This is a genomic window from Serratia nevei, from assembly GCF_024160145.1.
GTDB classification, from domain to species: Bacteria; Pseudomonadota; Gammaproteobacteria; order Enterobacterales; family Enterobacteriaceae; genus Serratia; species Serratia nevei_A.
Genome location: NZ_JAMYWQ010000033.1, coordinates 1 through 18,013 on the forward strand (window position 1 = coordinate 1; position 18,013 = coordinate 18,013).

At 58.1% G+C, this 18,013-nt stretch carries 18 protein-coding genes; 8 read left to right on the forward strand and 10 right to left on the reverse strand.

Annotation, left to right across the window (positions count from 1 at the left end; all coding sequences use genetic code 11):
- Window positions 1-151: 151 nt before the first annotated feature.
- From fetB to M6G53_RS19410, 5 genes are all read right to left on the reverse strand, one after another.
- On the reverse strand, window positions 152-925 hold the full coding sequence (gene fetB, locus M6G53_RS19390) for an iron efflux ABC transporter permease subunit FetB (RefSeq protein ID WP_019455206.1): 774 nt from the start codon (window positions 923-925) through the stop codon (window positions 152-154).
- Window positions 912-1,589, reverse strand: a complete 678-nt coding sequence (gene fetA, locus M6G53_RS19395) for an iron efflux ABC transporter ATP-binding subunit FetA (protein ID WP_253333856.1) — start codon at window positions 1,587-1,589, stop codon at window positions 912-914. Before fetA ends, fetB begins: the two co-directional genes overlap by 14 nt.
- Before the next feature lie 190 nt (window positions 1,590-1,779).
- Window positions 1,780-2,067 (reverse strand): FaeA/PapI family transcriptional regulator, encoded by a 288-nt coding sequence (locus M6G53_RS19400; protein WP_089195278.1) that lies wholly within the window; start codon window positions 2,065-2,067, stop codon window positions 1,780-1,782.
- Window positions 2,068-2,104: 37 nt separating this feature from the next.
- Window positions 2,105-3,199 (reverse strand): FKBP-type peptidyl-prolyl cis-trans isomerase N-terminal domain-containing protein, encoded by a 1,095-nt coding sequence (locus M6G53_RS19405; protein ID WP_253333858.1) that lies wholly within the window; start codon window positions 3,197-3,199, stop codon window positions 2,105-2,107.
- A gap of 29 nt (window positions 3,200-3,228) precedes the next feature.
- On the reverse strand, window positions 3,229-3,642 hold the full coding sequence (locus M6G53_RS19410; protein ID WP_253333860.1) for a YuaE family lipoprotein: 414 nt from the start codon (window positions 3,640-3,642) through the stop codon (window positions 3,229-3,231).
- Window positions 3,643-4,399: 757 nt separating this feature from the next.
- Here M6G53_RS19410 and M6G53_RS19415 point away from each other — a divergent pair.
- From M6G53_RS19415 to M6G53_RS19450, 8 genes are all read left to right on the forward strand, one after another.
- Window positions 4,400-4,930 carry a fimbrial protein gene (locus M6G53_RS19415; RefSeq protein WP_253333862.1) on the forward strand — a complete coding sequence of 177 codons (531 nt, stop codon included), beginning with the start codon at window positions 4,400-4,402 and terminating at the stop codon, window positions 4,928-4,930.
- Window positions 4,931-5,022: 92 nt separating this feature from the next.
- Window positions 5,023-5,574, forward strand: a complete 552-nt coding sequence (locus M6G53_RS19420; RefSeq protein WP_253333864.1) for a fimbrial protein — start codon at window positions 5,023-5,025, stop codon at window positions 5,572-5,574.
- Window positions 5,575-5,645: 71 nt separating this feature from the next.
- Window positions 5,646-8,147, forward strand: coding sequence for a fimbria/pilus outer membrane usher protein (locus M6G53_RS19425; protein ID WP_436286537.1), 2,502 nt, complete (start codon window positions 5,646-5,648; stop codon window positions 8,145-8,147).
- 24 nt (window positions 8,148-8,171) lie between these two features.
- The gene (locus M6G53_RS19430) at window positions 8,172-8,918 is read left to right on the forward strand and encodes a fimbrial biogenesis chaperone (RefSeq protein WP_253333868.1); all 747 of its coding nucleotides are present in this window, start codon (window positions 8,172-8,174) and stop codon (window positions 8,916-8,918) included.
- Between the two features lie 11 nt (window positions 8,919-8,929).
- Window positions 8,930-9,541, forward strand: a complete 612-nt coding sequence (locus M6G53_RS19435; RefSeq protein ID WP_253333870.1) for a fimbrial protein — start codon at window positions 8,930-8,932, stop codon at window positions 9,539-9,541.
- Window positions 9,542-9,555: 14 nt separating this feature from the next.
- The gene (locus M6G53_RS19440) at window positions 9,556-10,560 is read left to right on the forward strand and encodes a fimbrial protein (protein WP_253333873.1); all 1,005 of its coding nucleotides are present in this window, start codon (window positions 9,556-9,558) and stop codon (window positions 10,558-10,560) included.
- Window positions 10,561-10,577: 17 nt separating this feature from the next.
- The gene (locus M6G53_RS19445; protein WP_253333875.1) at window positions 10,578-11,117 is read left to right on the forward strand and encodes a fimbrial protein; all 540 of its coding nucleotides are present in this window, start codon (window positions 10,578-10,580) and stop codon (window positions 11,115-11,117) included.
- A 108-nt stretch (window positions 11,118-11,225) separates the two neighbouring features.
- On the forward strand, window positions 11,226-11,849 hold the full coding sequence (locus M6G53_RS19450) for a helix-turn-helix transcriptional regulator (protein WP_253333877.1): 624 nt from the start codon (window positions 11,226-11,228) through the stop codon (window positions 11,847-11,849).
- Between the two features lie 13 nt (window positions 11,850-11,862).
- Here M6G53_RS19450 and M6G53_RS19455 read toward each other — a convergent pair whose 3' ends face one another.
- The 5 genes from M6G53_RS19455 to M6G53_RS19475 all read right to left on the reverse strand — a co-directional run bounded on the left by M6G53_RS19455 (window position 11,863) and on the right by M6G53_RS19475 (window position 17,401).
- Window positions 11,863-12,987 (reverse strand): fimbrial protein, encoded by a 1,125-nt coding sequence (locus tag M6G53_RS19455; protein ID WP_253333879.1) that lies wholly within the window; start codon window positions 12,985-12,987, stop codon window positions 11,863-11,865.
- Between the two features lies 1 nt (window position 12,988).
- Complete coding sequence (locus M6G53_RS19460) at window positions 12,989-15,535, reverse strand: fimbria/pilus outer membrane usher protein (protein ID WP_253333881.1); 2,547 nt, start codon at window positions 15,533-15,535, stop codon at window positions 12,989-12,991.
- A gap of 59 nt (window positions 15,536-15,594) precedes the next feature.
- Window positions 15,595-16,299, reverse strand: coding sequence for a fimbria/pilus periplasmic chaperone (locus M6G53_RS19465; protein WP_253333883.1), 705 nt, complete (start codon window positions 16,297-16,299; stop codon window positions 15,595-15,597).
- A 56-nt stretch (window positions 16,300-16,355) separates the two neighbouring features.
- Window positions 16,356-16,904 carry a fimbrial protein gene (locus tag M6G53_RS19470; RefSeq protein ID WP_253333886.1) on the reverse strand — a complete coding sequence of 183 codons (549 nt, stop codon included), beginning with the start codon at window positions 16,902-16,904 and terminating at the stop codon, window positions 16,356-16,358.
- Between the two features lie 110 nt (window positions 16,905-17,014).
- Window positions 17,015-17,401, reverse strand: a complete 387-nt coding sequence (locus M6G53_RS19475) for a winged helix-turn-helix domain-containing protein (RefSeq protein WP_253333888.1) — start codon at window positions 17,399-17,401, stop codon at window positions 17,015-17,017.
- Between the last annotated feature and the right edge of the window lie 612 nt (window positions 17,402-18,013).

Consider the following 18,013-nt stretch of genomic DNA (forward strand, 5'->3'; position numbering starts at 1 on the left):
GGCAAACATCAACAACGAAATCCATATCGTGTTCAGACATAAAAAAATCCGGAATCAGAGGGCTGAATCCGGATTGTCTCTTACTGAGTGGATCGTTCAAGTGTTCTTAAACGATCGGCATTAGCCTCCGCGGAGGCCGTTTTTCATGGCGTTACTTCAGGTTACCGACCACCAGCTGGTGGCGCTGGTTGTAAAACTTACGGTAGGCCAGATAGCAGGCGATGATGGTCGACAGGCTGGCGGTGGAAAGCAGCATGAAGGTCACCATAATCTGGTATTTGATCGCTTTCACCGGGTCGATGCCGGCGAAGATCAGCCCGGACATCATGCCCGGCAGGCTAACCAGCCCAACGGTTTTCGCCGAGTCCACGGTCGGGATCAGCGAAGCGCGGATGCTGTCGCGGATCAGCGCCGCCGAAGCGAACTTGGGCGTCGCCCCCAGGCTGAGCATCTCCTGAATCTTCTGCTGCTCGCTTTTGAAACGCTGGCCGAGGTTGGTGTAGCACAGCCCCACCGCCACCATGGCGTTACCGGCGATCATCCCGGAGATGGGGATCACCTGCATCGGCGTAAATTCGATGGAGCCGGTCAACACCAGCACCGCCAGCGTCAGCACCGCGCCGGTGGTGATGGCGATAAACGACGTCACGAACGCGTGTTCGACGTACTTGCTGCGTTTCTTGGCGTTGTAGGCCGCGTTAAAGCAGATGAACAGCACCATCAGCACGGTGAGCACCGCGTTATCCAGGTCGAAAATATACTTCAGCACGTAGCCGACGATGATCAGCTGCACCACCGCGCGGCAGATGCTCCAGATAATGTCCTTTTCCAGCGCCAGCTTTTCCCGGTGGCTGATCAGGATGGCGACCACCACCAGGATCATCGACAAGCCCAAGGATTCGTTGGTGATGTTATGCTGATTCATGCGGTTGCTCCCGTTGCTCGGCGCGGTGCGCGCGTAGAGTGATCACCTCGTCCGCATGCGCTATTTCTTCGGTATCGTGCGTCACCCACAGCACCGCCAGCCGGTGCTCAGCCACCAGCTGATGCACTATCTCATTGACGTTGTGTTTGTTTTCCTCGTCCAGCGCGCTGGTTACTTCATCGAGCAGCAGCACCCGGGGCATAAACTGCAGGTTGCGGATCAGGGAAACGCGCTGTTTCTCGCCGCCGGACAGCTCATTGATACTTTTGGTCAACATCGCCTCCGGCAGCCCGAAACGCGTCAGATCGGCCTGCATTTTTCGTTCATCCGGCGACTGTTGACGGATCTGGTAGGGCAGCGCCAGATTGTCGTAAACCGTATTGCCGAACAGCGCCGGCGTCTGGAAGCAGTAAGAAACCTGCTTGCGATACGCCTCCGGCGACATCTCGGCGATCGCCTGGCCCTCGAAATAGATATTTCCGCTCGTTGGATCCATTAAGGAAGAGATGATTTTCAGCAGGGTGCTTTTCCCGCAGCCGGAAGGCCCGGTGATCAGTTTGAACTCGCCTTCACCCAGCGTGAAAGAGACGGAGTCCAGGATCACCTGGTTGTCTATTTGATAATGAATATCATCCAATCTCAGTATGTCTTTCTTTTCCTTCATTACGATGCCGGCTCCCTACACCTGTTCCCGTCGGAGCGATAAGTATATGGCCGCAAAAAACATCTTAGCAATGCCTGCGCGGATGGCAGAGAGCGGAGAGGAGGATTGGCGGAACAAAACGCCCCGCCAAATGATAAGATTAATTAATGATTAGCTGTAGAAATAGTCAAAAGCGACCGCCTGGGTCGAATCACTCTTTTTTTATCGCTGCCTGTTCGTCGCAGCTGTACCAGCGTAGAGAATTATTGATGCTGCGGTGGGTGCAATGTACCTTGCCCTCCTTTTCCAGCGCCAGCAGCAGGGTGCGGGTGGTGTAAATGTTTTCACCGCATTTATCCGCCAGCTCGCGCGTCTTCGGCCACTGTTCCGGCGGGGGATGATGGCCCCCGGAACCTTCGACGCGATCCCTGCACAATCCTTGCAACACATTCAGCATCAGCGATTTTCTGCTTTCAAACGTTTTCGGCGCCTTGGCCATAGCCTTCCTCCTGAGTGGTTACTGCTGAGCCCCCTGCTCACGGCTGCACGTCAGCGATGCGCAGGGTGTAAATCATGGTGGCATCCGGGGGTATCGCCGGTGGGCTGCCCTGCTTGCCGTACGCCAGCACCGGCGGCACCACCAGCGTTATCGAGCCGTGGCGTTGCAGCTTCTCGATAGCGGCGCGAAACAGCGGCGGATAGCGCGTCAACGGTTGCGAGATCACCGTTCCCACCAGCTCCATGTCTTTGATCACCCGGCCGTCGGTCAGGCTTTCACGCACCACGATATCCACCCGATCGTCGGCGCCAATCGCCCCATTGCCGGCATAGTCCACCCGGTAGTAGAAACCGAGCGCATCCTGCTTGACGCCCTCCTGACGGGCGAAATCGGCCAGGTAGGCTTTGTCGTCCAGCGGTGGCGCCGGCGTCTGCTGCAACCGCTGCTGCGCCGTGCGTAACGCGCCATCGATGGCGGCCTCATCCAGCCGCAACCGCCCGGCCAGGGTATCGGCGATGCCCGCCAGCAACAGCTGGCTGTCCGCCTCCAGTCCCGCACGCCGGTTCTCCTGCTGCAAATGCACAATGTCGCGCCCCAAAGACACGCCGGCGGCATACGCCTGTTTGTCCGCCTCGCTGGCCAGCGAGGGCGGTTCGGTTGCCTGCTGCCGCTCGGCCAGCAAGGTGTCGATCCGCTGCTGCTGCTGCGCCAGCTGCGCCGCCAAACTTGCGCTGCGCTGTTCGGCCCGCGTTAACGCAGCGGCCAATGTGCCCACCTCAGGCAGCGGCGCAACGGCTTGCCGCAATCCCTTCAGGGCATCGGCCAGCGGCCGAATATCGACGACGGCCCGCTCCCGTTGCGGCGCCGCCTGAACCGCCGCCAACTGCCGCTCCAACTGATGAATTCTCTCCGTCTGCTGTTGCAAAGACGGCTTCAGTGACGTTAAACGAGCGCCTTCTGCCCCGGTGATAGCGGCCGGTTTGGCGGCCGGTGCGGGCGCCGGTTTACGCGCGGTCTCTTCCCTGGGCGCAACCGGCGGTGCCTGCCGCTGTTCGGCAAACTTCAACAGGGCGGGAATGCCGTCGTCGGCGGCGCAAGCAGCCCCGTTCGCCGCCAACAGCAAAAAAACCATCGCCCATCCTTGTGCGCATCGCCTCATGGCTACAGATTCTCAACCCGGCTGGACAGATCGGACATCAGCTCATGTTCGACGTCGGCGCAGAATTTCTCGGTTTTGTATTGATAAAGAGCGTCAATCGCTTTGCGGGTGCTTTCATCCACGTTGCCGCGTACCCCGGCATATCCAGAGGCGTTGGCAAGCAGGCCGTTAAAATAGGCAATGCGCTTTTGGTAGCTTTGTGGATTAATATTCTTTAACGAATTAACCCGCTGCTGGCAAAGCGCAATGCGTTGCTCATCGGATTTATCATTAGGATTGTTCTGTGAAAGTTTTTGCACAGAATTCAGGTTTTTCTTGCCACCGCTCACGCAGCCTGTCAGCGCCAAGAAAGACAGCAAAAATATAGCCAAAGCTACCGTGCGGCGTCCGCCACAAGCATTAATCATCGTTATCATTCTGTTTATAATCCTTTAATTGTCACTTAGGTCATCATTATGTGGCGAACGGCAGCGGCACATGCCTTAATTTGATTAATCAAAACTGGTTAGACAGCGAAAAATCCCTATACCGCAACGCGATAGAATAATTCACTACCGGTGAAATTGTTATTCAATTGTTAATTAATCAGATCTAAACGCGAGTTAAACGCGAATAAGAAACCCAATCACTTGTGAACAGAAAACCATGAAATAACAACAAAAACAAAGAATTATGTTTTATATTTTGTTTCTAAAGAGAAATGCATCATCTGCTGCCTAAGGGCGATATTAGCAAAACAATATTGTGAATTGTAGGTGTACCCCTATTTCCCCCGATCTAATATCTCGCATATCGTTATTTATATAGTGATTTATACTGGATAATATTTGTATACGATCTATTGATTTTAAAGCAAATATATTTCTTTTTCCTTTTGGTTTTATATTCTGAATTTGACTTAATTTAATAAAATCTATTTCCAAGCAATACTATTATTTGCAAGAATATTCCCAGCAACACGATACACATAAAACTCGTATTTTATTTACCTGAAAATCCATTGTCGATTTTCCAAATCTCGTTATTTCTCATAAATAACGGAGGTTGGCGTATTGCCCAGAGCAAAAGGATCTGGCTCCAACCGCACGGCCGGCGACATGGCGTTGCCGCCGTCGCGGGGGATTTAGATGTGCTGTTCTTTTTATTTAAAAACTCTCTACAGGAACCTGAGAAATGAAACTGAATAAATTAATGCTGGCAACCGTGATTGCTTTCGCTTCCGCATCTGTTGCTCATGCCGCATCTAATCAGGGCAGCGGTAAAGTCACCTTTACCGGCGAAATTATCGATGCGCCATGCAGCGTCGCGCCGGAATCCGTTGATCAGACCGTGCCGATGGGCCAGATCAGCAGCCGCATCCTGGCCAACCAGGGTAAATCGAGCATGCAGCCTTTCAACATCGAACTGAAAGATTGCTCCATCTCCACCATGAAAAACGTCACAGTGACCTTTACCGGCACGCCTGATCCGGTTAACAACAAGCTGCTGGCCCTGAGCGGCACCGCAACCGGCGCCGGCATCGTGATCTACGACAACCTGCACTCCAAAGAAGTGGAACTGGGCACGGCGACCGACGGCCAGGGCCTGAACGACGGCGACAACTCGCTGAAATTCGCCGCTTACCTGCAGGGCAGCAGCGCCTCAAGCACCGTGGTACCGGGCGACTTCACCAGCGTGGCGAACTTCACCCTGGCTTACCTGTAATACCCCACAGGGGATGTCTCAGGGCATCCCCCCGCTTTATTGCATGCCGAGGATACCGGCAAGGGAACAGGGAAAGACAGGGAGACGCCAGTATGACTATCCGCCTTTGCGGCCTGTTGCTCATCGCGCTCAGCGTAAGCGGCGCGGCGGCGGCAGCGAAAAATCAGGGCCACGGCAAAGTCAGCCTGGGCGGCACCATCGTCGAAACGCCGTGCGGCATCGCCAGCGACAGCCTGGATCAAACCGTCGATTTCGGGCTGATCTCCATGAGCGACGCCTCGCAAGACGGGCAATCGGTGCTGATCGGCAGCCGCCGCCATTTCACGATCAAACTGGTGAACTGCGAGCTGGCCAGCCAGGTGAAGCCTGACTTCATCTATCGCGCGGCCAACGTCACCTTCGACGGCACCGCCGACAGCCGGGATCCTTCCCTGCTGGGCGTTTACGGCGAGGCGAAGGGGGTGGCTATCGAGCTGTTGACCGATGCCGGCACCCCGATCCCGCTCGGCAGCACGACGGCGGATTACCAGATCGTCGCCGGCGACAACACGCTGCGCTTCGGCGCGCAGTTGCGCCTGCATCCCGACAAGGCGCGGGCGGGCGGCTTCAGCTCTCTGGCCAAATTCACCCTGTCTTATCTCTAGCGCCGGCGGGCGCTGCACAGCATTACGTATTCAGGTCGTACGGATGACCTGCTATTGGGCGCGGACTTGCCATGAGTGATTATGCTATGACGTCATTACTGACACGGAAACACCTACCTCTCCTCGTCATTCTATCTTTCCTCTGGGTGCGTCCGGCATTTTCCGCCACGGAGTTCAATACCGACGTGCTGGACATCGGCGAGCGCAGCAAAGTGGATCTTTCGCGTTTCTCCGATGCCGACTACGTCATGCCCGGCGCTTATCTGCTGGACATCAAGATCAACCAGAAAACGCTGCCCCAGCGCAGCATTCAGTATTTCCCGTCGCCGGATAACAAAAGCGGCAGCCAGGTGTGCCTGCCGCCTGACCTGGTGGAAAAAATGGCGCTGAAAGAAGAAGCGGCCAAAAAAGTCACCCTGTGGCACGACAACCAGTGCGCCGACATTCGCGGCATCAAAGGCGCGACCGTCTCCGATCGCATCGGCGGCGGCGTGCTGGCGATCACCATCCCGCAGGCATGGATGAAATACTCCGATCCCGACTGGACGCCGCCCGAGCAGTGGGACGACGGCATCCCCGGCCTGCTGCTGGACTACAACCTGAGCGGCCAGTTAGGCAAGCAGAACCACAACAACAACACCGCCCAGAACCTGAGCAGCTACGGCACGCTGGGCGCCAATATGGGCGCCTGGCGCCTGCGCGCAGACTACCAGGCCAATTACAATCAGCAGGCCGGCGATCGCAGCACCGGTTTCGACTGGAACCAGATCTACGCCTATCGCGCGCTGCCGATGCAGGCCGCCAAGCTGACGCTGGGCGAGATCTACCTCGACTCCGGGGTGTTCGACGCCTATCGCTTCACCGGCCTCAACCTGGCCAGCGACGAGCGCATGCTGCCGCCCAACCTGCAGGGCTACGCGCCGGAAGTGCGCGGCATCGCCAAGAGCAACGCCAAGATCACCGTCTCGCAGGAAGGCCGCACGCTGTACGAAACCACCGTGCCCGCCGGGCCGTTCGCCATTCAGGATCTCAACAGCTCGGTACGCGGCAAGCTGGACGTCAAGGTGGAAGAGCAAGACGGCACCGTCTCGACCTTCCAGGTGGATACCGCCACCATTCCGTACCTGACCCGACCGGGCTACGTGCGCTACAACGTGGCGCTGGGCAAAACCTCGGCCTACAACCACCGCACCCAGGGGCCGCTGTTTTCCGCCAGCGACTTCTCCTGGGGGCTGAGCAACGCCTGGTCGCTGTACGGCGGCGCGCTGCTCGGCGGCGACTATAACGCCTGGGCGCTCGGCCTCGGCCGCGATCTGAACGTGTTCGGCGCCATGTCGCTGGACGTCACCCAGTCGATCGCCCGCCTGCCCGGCGAACCGACCGCCAGCGGCATGTCGTTCAAGCTCAACTACGCCAAACGCTTCGACGAGCTGAACAGCCAGATCACCTTCGCCGGCTATCGCTTCTCGCAGCGCAAGTTCATGAACATGTCGCAGTACCTGCAGGAGCGTTACGGCGATTACGACAAGAATTACAACGGCCGCCAGAAAGAGCTGTACACCATCACCGCCAGCAAAACCTTTATGGCGGAAGACAGCGCCAAGGCGATCACCGCCTACCTGACCTACTCGCACCAGACCTATTGGGATGCGCGCACTCAGGATCGCTACGGGCTGTCGGCCAGCAAGCTGTTCAGCGTCGGCGATATCAGCAACATCACCGCCTCGCTGTCGGCTTACCGCACCTACTACCAGGGCCGCACCGACGACAGCGTCATGCTCAATTTCACCGTGCCGATCGGCGATCGCCGGCGCGTCGGTTATGCGCTGCAAACCAACAATGGCGATGTCACGCAGACCACGTCGTACAACGACTACAGCGATCCGGACAATACCTGGCAGATCAGCGGCGGCGTTAATCAGTCCGGCAAACCGCTGGCGCGCGGGTACTACACCCATAACGCTTCGTTCGGCTCGCTGAACGCCAGCGCCTCTTACCAGCAGGACAGCTACTCGTCGATCGGCGGCTCGTTCCGCGGCGGCCTCACCGCCACCCGGCACGGTATCGCGGCGCACCAGAACTCGAGCAACGGCGGCAGCCGCATGATGCTCGACACCGACGGCATCGCCGGCGTGCCGATCAACAACGGCCGCGCCTACAGCAACCGTTTCGGGCTGGCGGTGATTTCCGACATCACCAGCTACTACAACACCGACACCCGCATCGACGTCAACAAGCTGGCGGACGACGTCGAGGCCACTCGCGCCGTGGTGCAAGGCACGCTGACCGAAGGCGCGATCGGCTACCGCCACTTCGAGGTGGTGAAAGGCAGCAAGCTGCTGGCCACCATTCGCCTCGCGGACGGCAGCGAACCGCCGTTCGGCGCCGCGGTGCTGAGCGAGAAAGGCCGCGAGGTCGCGGTGGTCAACGACGGCGGTTCGGTCTACCTGACCGGCGTGCAGCCGGAGGAAAAACTGGACGTCGCCTGGGAAGGCCAACGCCGCTGCCGCATCGTGATCCCGGGCACCGCCAAGCCGCTGGACCAGCTGCTGCTGCCGTGCGCCACCCTGTAATCCGTAACGCTGAGAAATAATGACATGAACAAACACCCGATAACGCTACTGACCGCCGCCGGCCTGGCCCTGGGCGCCGTATTGCCCACCGCCGACGCGGCGATATCGCTGGATCGCACGCGCGCCGTCTATGTGAGCGACGCCAAATCGATCAGCCTGAATATCGTCAACGAAAACAAAGAGCTGCCTTTCCTGGCGCAGTCCTGGCTGGAGAACGAGCAGCACCAGAAAATCACCTCGCCGCTGGTGGTGCTGCCGCCGTTGCAGCGCGTGGAGCCGAGCGAACGCAGCGTAGTGCGCATCACCAAGACGCCGGAGGCGGATCGCCTGCCGCAGGATCGCGAGTCGGTGTTCTACTTCAACCTGCGCGAAATTCCGCCAAAAAGCACCAAAACCAACGTGATGCAGCTGGCGCTGCAAACGCAGATCAAGTTGTTCTACCGGCCGAAGGCCATCGTCGCGCCCAAGGGCCAGGTGTGGCAGGAAAAGCTGGTGTTCCGTAAAAGCGGCGGCGCCGTCACCGTCGACAACCCGACGCCGTTTTACATCACCCTGACCGGCATGACGCGGCAGACACAAAAACAGGGCGGCGGCGCGATCGGCGGCTTCCAGCCGCTGATGCTGAAGCCGAAGTCCAGCGAAAGCCTCAAGCTGCACGACACCGGCATGAACAGCTTCGTCATCACCTACATCAACGACTACGGCGGCCACCCCGAACTGCGCTTCGCCTGCAACGGCAACGTTTGCACCGCCGTGCCCGAGAAAAAATAAGGAGGTCCAGCATGGCTGAATTCACCGATCGACTGCGCCCGCTGCTGCTCGGCGCACTGCTGTGCGGCGGCGGCGCGCTGGCGGCAACGCCGCTGGGCGTGATCGAAGGCACCACCGGCACCGTCAGCTTTCACGGCGGCCTGCTCAGCTCCCCCTGCAGCCTGACGCCGGACAGCCGGGATCAGTCCGTCGATCTGGGCGACGTCAGCGCACGCGACTTCCGCAACGCCGGCGATCGCAGCGCGCCGGTGCGTTTTCGCCTCTCGTTCCGCAACTGCCTGCTGGGCGCGCGCGCGTTGGCGGATAACCCGGCCGGCCCGCGCAACGGCGACGCCGGCCGCCTCTATCTGCAAGGAGAGCAGGCCGCGACGCTGGTGTTTCTCGGCGAAAGCGACGTCGACAACCCGTCGCTGCTGAAGCTGAACGGCGGCGTGCAGGGCATCGGCCTGCGGCTGCAAGACCAGCAGGGCCAGGCGCTGGCGCTGAATCAGCGCAGCCGCCCCTACATTCTGCAACCCGGCAGCAACACCCTGTGGTTCAGCGCCAGCGTGGAATCCACCCAACGGGCGGTGATGGCCGCCGGGTTCGCCGCCGTGGCGCACATTCAGGTGATTTACCTGTGAGGCTCGAGAACGCGATGAAAACTCAACTGACCAAACTCTGCCTGCCGCTGGCGATCGCGCTGGCGGCCCCCGCCGCCTGGGCCAACGGCTACGTCACGCCGGACGGCGGGCCGAAACAGTTCTATATCGATCTGAATCAAAGCAACATCACCAACCAGGTGGGGTTCACCAAACTGTTTCCCTATGATCTGGGCGGAACCTACACCGGCAAGGTGTATTGCGATACCCCCATCCCCACCAGCCCGCACTTTTACAAGTCGGATTCGGCGCTGCCCCCCTCCGACTACGGCAACGGCTATTTAAAACTGAATGACTTTCTGGATTTAAAGGCCGAGGTGTGGATCGCCGGCAACAAGAACGCCTATGTCACGGTGCCTTTTTACAACGAATCGAATTTGCTTAATCAGCACAGCTGCCGGCCACCGTACTTGCAGGTCAACAACTACGGCAGCGGCTCCAAAGGCAAAATCACCTTCCGGGTGCGCAAAAAGATCATTAACGGCGTTGAGATTAACGATCGGCAGATCATCGAGATGTACGGCCGCCTCGGTTCGACCGACGGCGGCTTCGGCCCCAACCCGATGGCGCAGGTGTTTATCCAGTCCGCGATCCTCTACGTGCCGGATAAATGCGTGGTGAACGAAGGCCAGTTGATCAACGTGGAGTTCGGCGAGATCGGCGGCAGCGATCTCAACGGCTCGAACTACCCGCAAAGCATTCCGGTGCGCTTCCAGTGCGAGGGCGGCAGCTTCGAGGACGGTACGCTGAACATCAAGCTGGCGGTGTCGGGCACCGCGGCCGCCTTCAGCAACGAGGTGTTCAAAACCGACAAGAACGATCTCGGCATCCGGCTGACGCACAATGGCCAACTGGTCATCCCGAATGAGTTTTACCCGGTGCCGAATATCGGCAACGGCGGCGCCTGGAACCTGGTGGCGGCACCGTTCGCCAACGGCGGCGCAGAGATCGGCGAAGGGGAATTCAACGCATCGGCCACCATCGTGGCGGCATTCCAGTAACCGAGGGAGAAACGAAAATGCGTCTACGCGCTTTAGCGCTGCTGAGCTGCGCGCCCTGGTGGGTTGCCGCCATGCCGGCGGCGGCGAACACCGAGCTTATCGGCGCGCCGGTGCAGTTCCACGGCACCGTGGTGAGCCGCCCGTGCAATATCGAACCGCAGTCCGCCGATCAACTGGTGGAGATGGGCACGGTGATCGTCAAAACCCTGTACCGCTACGGCCACACCACGCCGGTGCCGTTCAGCATCAAGCTGACCGACTGCAAGACTACGGTGTTCAAATCCGTCAGCGTGACCTTCAGCGGCACCGAAGACGGAGAGCTGCCGGGCAAGCTGGCGATCAACAACGGCGCGAACGGCGCCGCCATCGCCCTGTTCGATCATCAGGGCGCAGATATCGATCTGAATAAGGCCACCAGCGCCGTCACGCTGCAGAACGGCCCCAACAGCCTGAGCTTCACCGCCTATGTGCAGGGGCAGCCGAGCGCGATTCAGAACCAAAGCATTACCGAAGGCGAATTCACCTCCGTCGCCAATTTTGTGCTGGCGTACCAATAAGCCCGCACCGTCCCAGGGAAATCAGGAAAACGACCGGCGCGCGAACGCCGGCGATGGGCCGTCACCGTTTGCTCCGGCAAGGTGCCGCGGCCTTTTAAGGAGCCACCCATGCCAGATATTCGCTTCACGCTGTTCGACAGCGATAACTTCTACCAGCAGGGGCTGCGTCTGCTGCTGCAGGACTATCTGCACTCCCTGAACGAATGCCAGCGCCGGTATCCGCAGTTCTCACCGCTGGCGCTGCAGGCGTTGGATAATATCGAAATCGTGTTCCGCACGCCGGAAGCGCGCTGGGGTTGCGCCTGCTGCTATCAGAGCCCCTACGGCATCCCGCGCCAGCGGCAGCTGAGCCTGCTGATCCTCGACGACGCGACCCAGCAACAGGTAAAAAACTCGCCGCCGCTGTTCAGCATTCATCGGCGCGATTCGGCCTACGCCATTCGCCTCAAGCTGCAGATGGCGTTGGAAAAGTTCATCCAGCACCCGTGGGTGGCGCTGCACGCCGCCGGCATGTGGAAATGCCAGGCTTGCCGCATCGCCGCGCTCAGCCACTGCGAGAAAAAGGTGCTGGGTTTGATGAGCAGCGGCATGTCCGCCTGCAGCATCGCCGGCCTGCTGCAACGCAGCCAGAAAACCATCAGCGCCCATAAACGCTCGGCGATGCGCAAGCTGAACGTGCGTAAAAACAGCGAGTTGAATAAGGTGCTGCTGAGTCAGCGGGGGCTGAGTTGAGCGCCCCGCCGGTTCAATAGTAATTGATGTTGAAGGTAACGGTCGCGTCGGCGGCGCCCGGCGTGACCGTAGGCTCGGTTTGGATATAGCGGGCCCGCAGCGGGATGGTGAAAGCGCTGGGCGTCGTGACGGGCAGCGGGATTTTAATCGCCCGCGAGAACCGTACGCTCTGCGGCGAAGACGCCCCATATTCCAACTGAATGCCTACGCCACCGGCGCTGCCGCTGCCCTCTTTCACGCTCATGATGCCGTTGGCGTCATCGATCACCGCCGTATTGGGCGTCAATGAAAGCGTCAGGCTGTTGCCGGTTGTGCTGGTGGTGCTGCCAGTGCCGTTATCGGAATACTGAGCCTCGACCGTGCCGTGAAATTTCGGGCAATTCAACAGGCGGATAGACGCATCTTTCCATTCGGTCACGCTGCCTTTGCCGGTGAAATAGCGGCCCATATCATACTTGCCCATGGCAACGAACACGTCCGGCGTGGTGCAGGTTTGCGCCTCCACGTTGATCGCGCCGGTAAAGCACAGCCGCATCGCCGTAAAGGGCGCCGCGGTCGGCCCTACCCCGGTCATCATGCAAGGCAGATCGGCGCCGGTAAGGGTGCCGGGCTGAATGTCCCCGGTCTTGATTAAGCGGATGCGATATTTGAACAAGTTACTCGACCATCCATTTTCCTCCACCACGTGCGTGCCGTTGGTAATATATGGCAGCAGGTAGTTATCCAAAGAATGGTTATCGATAAAGACGCCCACACCCGGTAACCCGGTTTCATACACCTTTTTGAACGTCGCGGAACTCCAGGCCGATAAGGGATGTGGCGGCGTTTCAAAGTCCATCATCCAGGACACGAACGTCTGCGGCGTATCGCATTTGACGTACACGCTTCTGAATGACGGATTGAAGTTTTGCGTATAGATAACCGTGCCGACCGGCACGTCGGCGCCAATAGTGATATTGCCGGCGCCAAACGGCGCATTGACCTGCAGCTCGCTTTTGAGGTCGGATCTTTCGCTGTAATAACAGTCGGCCCAGGCCGATTTGGCCAGCAGCAGCGCCAACACGGCCAGGCTGCGCCAAATGACGCCGATATTTCTCTGTTTCACGCCGCTCTCTCCCCTGTTCTGGTTTACGCTCATGTCAATTTTCCGTTTCGGCGCCGCTGCGGCAAGGCAGACGAAAACGCTGCAGTGCCGGGCGAGCGCCCGGCTGCTGCGGCATCAGCCGATAGCCCAGACGGCACTGGTTGGCGCCGCCGCTGCCCCAGCGGAGCGTCAGGCGGCCCTGATCCTCACTGACCCGCGCATACGCCAGCCCCCCTTGCCCCACGGCGCCAACCACGGCGCCGCCCTCGTCGAGCACCTCGGCGCCGAACGGCGCCGGTGCGCCGGCAGCGGCGGTATCGATCAGAATCGGCGTGCCTTTACGGGCGCGATATTTCACTTTCACCAAGGCCCCGGCGTACGGCGCCACTTTCTGCGTGGTCTCATCCAGCTCGATATCAGACGCCGCCCCCTGAGGATCCAGATTGATTTCGTTAAGCTGGTACGGATTCAGGTAAGGCACCAGCGCGTAACCGCGCGCGTCCACAAACACGCCGGGATAGTTCGAGACGCTCGCGCCTTCGGCCCCTTTCGCCTCCACCAAAGCAAAGGTCTCCGAGCCGTAAGAGCTGAACACGACGCCACCGGCATGGCCCACCACGGTGCCGCTGATCCCGGCGGAAGCGCTGCGGTAGCTGCGGCCCGTGCTGTAGGCACCGCTCAACAGCGCGGCCCGATCGCGGTACTGGCCATTCAGCGAGCCGCTGGAACCGCCGCGAGAAGTATTCAACGCGCTCAGGCCATAGCTGAATTGGCGATCGGCACCGGCGTTGCCCGACACGGTCGCCTGCTGGCTCGATGATCCGCTGCTGTCGCGAGCCAGCCCAAGGCGCAACTGGGGCGTTGCGGCATCACCGCGGCGCCCCAGCGGTAAGCTGACGCTCAGCAGGTAATTGTTTTGCGCGCGGCCGAAACTCGATTGGCTGCGCGTCATGCTCAGGCTATAGGCGATGGCGTTATAACTGTTGCTGTATCCCAGCTGATACTGCTTATCGCGCCCCTGCCCGTTCCAGTAATCCTGCAACGAACCGCTGACATAGAACTGCCCCCACCCCGACGTCAGCCCCTGCGAGATGGAAAACGTCACCCGATTGCGGGCGCGCAAAATATCGCCCTCTTCGCCGCCTTGGCTTATCCGATCGCGCGTTTGCATCGCGGTCATGAAATCCATGTAGCCGGAGGTGGAAAAGCGGTAGGCGGCCAGCGACAGGCTGCTCAGGGTTTCGTTGACGGTTTTGCTGTAGCTGAGCCGATAGCTCTGCCCCGCCAGCCGCCGATCGCGGCTCAGCCGGCTGTCGCTTTGGGTTACGTCAAACCCGACCGCGCCTAACGCAGAGCCGACGGCCGCCCCCAGCTGCGCAGCCTGATAATGCTCCGCCCCCTGCAACCCGCCGTAAGCGGTTAGCGTATTGGACAGACCGCGCTGGTAGGTGGCCTGATACAGCCAGGGCTTATCCCGCAGGCTGTCGTTGTCGGCCTTGCCAAGCACGACTTCGTAGCGATCGGCGCCCGGCCGCAGCAGTTGAGTGACCGCCGCATACGGCACGCTGAACACGCTCTGGGAGCCGTCCGCTTCACGTACCGTCACCTCCAGATCGCCGCCGTAGCCGGTGGGGTACAGATCGTCTATCAGGAATGCCCCCGGCGTGACCGTCGTCTGATAGATGATCTGCCCGCCTTGCCGCACGGTCACCTGCGCATTGGTTCTGGCGATGCCGTGGATTTCCGGCGCATAGCCGCGCTGCGACTCCGGCAGCATGCGCTCGTCACTGGCCAGCTGCACACCGTTAAACGACAGCGTGTCAAACAGTTGGCCGGTGGTATTGGACTGACCGACCACGCCCCGGCCCTGCAACGCCGGGATATCGCGCTGTAGGTAGGTGTTAATGCTGTCGTATTGAGACGGGCCGTTTTGCATCCAGTGATAGGCACCGTTATGGCGCAGATACCAGGCGCCGAGGTTCATGCCGCCGGATAAGCCAGCGAAAAACGAGTTGTAGTCCATGCCGCGCGATGAACTGGTATAGCCGTTCAGGTTGTAATTCATGAACAGGGCCGAGACGCCGCTGTCCCACTGCGCCGAATTGACGCTGCCACGCGCGGTCTTGTGCATATAAATTTGCGGGATCAGGATATCCAACCGCTGCTCGCCGCTGTCAAAATTCACCTGCGCATCGGGTATCTGCCGAGACAGATCGAAGCATGCCTCTCCCTGCGCCAGCGGTGCCAGCGCCCCCTTTGGCAACGTGGCGTCGTTAAACGCTATGCCCTGCACCAGAGCCGGCGTCAGGCAGGCATACAGGCTGCTGTCGGCACGCGTCTTAAACTCGATCTCTTTATTGCCGATGCCGTCGCCGTTGAGATAAACCGCGACCCGGTGTTTACCGGCCAGCCCCGAAGCGCCGCGCGCAAAGCGAGATAAATCCACCGCGTCACGTTGGCCTACGTTAAGAAATGACGGATCGAATTCGACGCTTTCCGCCCCGGCATGGCCGCTGAACGCACCGATGGCGCACAACAATGCCGGCGTCAACCGCGCAACCATGGCCAGGCCGCCGCGCGCAACGCAAAAATATTCGGTCATGTTCATTTCCCTGCGAAAGCGGCGACGGCCGGTGATGCATTAATGGCAACGCCGGCCGCTCATTGCACCCGCGCTTCAAACTGATGGATGGCGCCGTGATCGTTGACGAATTCAACGCCGATATTTTTTCCCGCCGCAGCGCCGAGACCGTTAAATTCCAGGGCGGATTGCGGGGCGATCATTTGCCCTTCAATCTCTTTGCCGTTGGCGCTCAGGCTCACCAGCGAGACGAAATACGGCGTCGGGTTGAAGGCTTTGACTCCCCCCGCCGTTGCGGACCAGTTCAGCTTCTTCGCCGCTTCATTGGCGTTGCCGCTCAGCCCTACAGGGCGGAAGAACAGTTTGATACGCGATCGAAAGGCCATTTGCAGCGCGCTCTCATCCGCCCGCAGCGCTTTTTTTGCCGGAATTTCCAGCACGTTCAACCAGAACACGCTCTCTTTATCTGTCGGCAATGCCGCGCCGGTATAGCTGAGACGCAGCGTTTGCCCCTTGCCGGCATCAACGCGATTAATCGGCGGCGTCAAAATAAAGGGGACGTTGATATTTTCCGGCTTTGCCTGCGGATCGCCGTCATCGATCCAGCTTTGAATTAATACCGGTGACTCTCCAACGTTACTTAATTTAACGGTGACGTCTTTTGCCTCCGCAGAATAAATAACCCGCGTTCCGCTAATCACCACGCTGGCGGAAGCAGCGGCAGAAAAAAAAACCGTATACGCCAGAAAAATCGCATGAGAAATAGCACGAGCCTTGCTGCCCATAATATAACCTCACTCTTTTATAGGATATAGGGGGGAAAGCCCCCCTGAAGTCGTCGTTATTTGTATTGCAATGAATAGACGACGTTGCTGACCACCGTGCCGGCACTCGCTGCACCCATAGCGTAATATTCAACCGAATAGGGTAAAGTGGCGGCTCCGTTAGTTACCGTATAATAAATGGCATTCGATACCTGACCTGAACTCCCCGCCACAATGGGGTTGAAAGACCCGGATCCTTCACGCAACTGCAGCGCGACGTTTTGCGCCGTGCCAGTAAGGTTACGCAGACGCCCGTTCGCATCCACGCCAGGCCCAGCTTCAAAGAACGCGCTGGCTGTCTTTAATGCACCTTCGCAGTTTTGCAGCGCCAACTCAAATGTCGTACGCCCGGCGGTCCAGCTCGCCGTACTCAGTTGACTGTCACTGACGGTCGGCAGTATCACGTTACCATCGGCCGATTCCCCATTGACCAACACATCGCAGGTCGTTGCAGTTACAGTGCCGCTGAAATTGATCGTCCCGGTGCCAGTTGCCTGAATCAACCCGGCCTGGCTCTGACCCGCCAGGCCTAATAGGGTAAACAATATCGCGGAGGACTTTTTCATATATGCTCCTGATTATATTAAAAACAACGCATTCTATTTCCATAGATGATATCCAGCGGGAACGAGCGTATTGCCATGCGTGGCTTTCCCACGACGCATGTCAAATACAATCACTCGTAGAATAAAGGCGTAACGACTGGGTTATTTAGGGTATAACCCGCCCCCTTCACATTAACGATGAAGTCATGCGGCAAACCGAGCGCATCCAGCCTAAGCCTCAGCTCTTTCACGGTTTGCCAGAGTTTTTGGCTGGATGATGAATAGCTGTTGTCATCCCAGACCTTTTTCAGTATTTCCGTTTTGGTGAGCTTTTTCCCCTTGCCGTGCTGTTGCAGTAAAAAAACCAGCAAACGCACCATGGCGTCATTTAATGTGACCGCGCTAAAATGCACCCATTTCTCCGGCGACAGGGAATTGATTTTCACCAGCCGCTTATTGGCGATGTCCAGTTGAATATCGTTATCGATAATAAAACCGAAAAGATTGCGTTCCATCATTAGAATTCCCTGGAAAATATAAAAAAACGTCATTTAGAATCATAATGGTGACAAGCCATTATAAATTCAGAAATCTCTTGGGCAATCCCCGTCAATTAATCAGTTATGAGCGGCTAATGGCGGTAATAACAGCGTTTTTTATCGAATAATTACGCACGCGCACTATTTTCAACTCCGTATTTTCATCATCAAGTCAATAATCATGATTCTCATCGTCATCAAGCAGTGAGTTTTTAATCCTGCATTTAAAATAAAAGCAGTGGCAAATGCTAATGAAATAGCCTGGACGCTGCCGCCTTTCTCCCTTATCCACACGTAGGTTTATCTCATTCATCGCCGCCGCAGCGACATTTCAACGTTATCTTTATCGATATACATTTAAAAAATGATGAAGTTGGCCGGTTAAATTTCACAGACCCATATTACACGAAGGCAACATATATCAGTCTTATATATCGCAAGTTACAACAAAAACGAGATACAAAGCTATAAAAACAATATAAATAGGTTTTCATATATGATAATTAGAAAAAAATAGAAAAAAACAGAATAACAGACTTATGGAATTATCTAATTTTAAGCCCATTTATAGATTCTCGTGCCCTCAGCGTT